1 protein-coding gene and 1 pseudogene are annotated in these 2,193 nt (G+C 58.6%); one reads left to right on the top strand and one right to left on the bottom strand.

Translation table 11 applies throughout. From position 1 onward, the window contains the following. Positions 1-306 (top strand): annotated as a pseudogene (locus tag H5U08_RS16505) (glycoside hydrolase); the annotation flags it as partial. A gap of 145 nt (positions 307-451) precedes the next feature. Here H5U08_RS16505 and H5U08_RS16500 read toward each other — a convergent pair. Further along, on the bottom strand, positions 452-2,125 hold the full coding sequence (locus tag H5U08_RS16500; protein WP_297035561.1) for a sulfatase: 1,674 nt from the start codon (positions 2,123-2,125) through the stop codon (positions 452-454). Positions 2,126-2,193 lie beyond the last annotated feature (68 nt).

The raw sequence follows: 2,193 nt of genomic DNA, 5'->3' as shown, positions 1-2,193 counted from the left end.
GTGGCCGCCATCACGGAGTTGATGCCGGACGCACCCGGGCCGTTTGTTCCCGATGCGTTTGTGAATACCAGCTACGGACGGGGAATCACCTGGGGATTGTGCCACAACATCATGGGGGGAGGACCGGGCAGAGTCCATTCCATCCTGATGAGGTTTGATTGCGACCTGAGTCTGGATGTGAATGATCCGGACATGAAGGCCCACTCGTATCTCTATCCTCCCGAGTTCTATTACCAGCGAGGATTAAACCAGAAGCAGTGGGCGCGAATCATGGAAGAAAACAGACGGCTGCGGGAGGGGCATTGACGCACCGTCGTTTCAGCGCTCGGTTCCTGGATCTTGGAGGGATAACGGACGCCTGCGCTGGGGGCAGGATGCACGCTTCTTCGGTCGGTGGCATTGAAGCGTGGCCCGCCCACTCAGATCTTCGGTCTTTGAGAAGGCGCCGTTTTCAGAGTGCGTTTTTCGGTGGCCGGGCGAAGGTCCATCCTTTCCGCCACTGCTCCATCAATTCGCTGACGATCGCGGCATACTCGGGAGACCCGGCAACGTTGGCGTTTTCCTGGGGATCACGCGCGTGGTCATAAAGTTCGATCGCCAGTGGCCGACTCCTGTTACGGTCGTCACGCCAGACAACGAGTCGGTAGCGATCCGTCCGCATGGTGTATCCCATCAGGTGCTGGCGGCAATCTTCGAGAGAATAATCGCTGGGCAGCGATTCCCTGATTTGCTTTTCAACTTTCGTTAAAAGCGACTGGAAGAGGTGGCTCATGTAACTGTCCAGGGGCAAACCTGCCCACTCTCGCAATGCAGGACATGGGAACTGCGTGAAGGCCGCCTTCTTCCACTCTCTGTTCGGATCGTCGAGCAAGGGCGCGAAACTATCGCCCTCCAGATGGGCAGGTAACGGAAGGCCTGCGAGCTCGCAAAGCGTCGGATAGACGTCCACCAGTTCGACAAGTGCCGAACACCGACTGCCACGGCTTTTTTGATGGGGTGCCGCCACAATCAAGGGGACGCGGGCGGCCAGTTCGAAATTGCTCGCTTTGCCCCACAACCCATGTTCTCCCAGTTGCCATCCGTGATCCCCCCATAACACCACGATCGTATTCTGGGTCAGTCCGTTGTTTTCCAGTTCGTCCAGCAGCCGGCCAATCTGCGCATCGATGTAACTGGTGCAGGCCAGGTAACCGTGGATCAAACGACGGACAATTTCTTCGGGAAGAGGACCGTCTTTCGGTATGTCCGAGTGAAAACGCAGTTCAAACCCGGGCGGAAGCGCTATCGGAGGACAGTCCCGTGGCGGAAAGGGGTTGGCTGCCAAAGGTAGTTTCGCGGCATCATAAAGATCCCAGTATTTCTTGGGTGCCACGAAAGGCAGATGCGGTTTCAAAAACCCCACAGCCAGGAAAAAGGGCTCTGCTTTGTGCCGTCGCATGGCTGCGATGGCCGTATCCGCAATCAAACCATCGAGGTAAGCCTGATCGGGAACATCGGCGCATTCCGTGGCCGGGCGGGCAATGCGTCGCCAGATCTCCCCGCTGGGGATTCCCTCGCGGCGGGCCTGCGCCGCCTGTTCTTCCCATTTCCGTCGGTTTTCCGGAAGCTGATAGCCACCGACCGGCCTGGGATAGGGAGGCTGGCGAAGTGAGATGAGATCGGGTTTTTCCGTCCAGGACGCGGGGTCGTCCTTGCCTGGATGAAATACCTTGCCGATGCCAATGGTCACATAGCCGTGGTTTTTGAAATATTGTGGCAAGGTCGGAATATCGGGGAGTTGATCGCGGAAATACGCCTCATTGTGCGTCACCCCCGTGGTGTCCGGCCGGCAACCCGTGAGCAGGCTGGCACGGGAGGGACCACAGAGGGCCTCCTGGCAGTAGGCCCGGGTAAACACCACTCCGCGTTGAGCCAGCCGATCGATGTTGGGACTCTGCACGTGAGGCACACCATAGCACCCCAACTCCGGCCGCAAATCATCCACCGCGATAAAAAGCACGTTTGGGGGACCTGCCCGTGTGATCGAAGTCCCCAGGATCAACAGGCCCAGCCCGCCGGACAAAACAGCCGCAAGGAGCCTGGACAAACGCCCGCAGGGCTTCAGGCATCCACGGAATGATTTCATGACGTGCACCTCCCCGAAAACTCGCTTTCCGCAAGCCCGGCACGAAGCCCGCTCCTGGCTTTTCAGGC

Source organism: Thermogutta sp. (assembly GCF_014359955.1).
Lineage (GTDB): Bacteria > Planctomycetota > Planctomycetia > Pirellulales > Thermoguttaceae > Thermogutta.
The sequence above is the reverse complement of the archived record's forward strand: the minus strand, read 5'-3'. Positions and strand labels throughout refer to the sequence as shown.

What these genes read in the sequence shown, in the direction of transcription:
- H5U08_RS16500 (WP_297035561.1), bottom strand. Translation starts at nt 2,125, where the DNA reads ATGAAATCATTCCGTGGATGCCTGAAGCCCTGCGGGCGTTTGTCCAGG.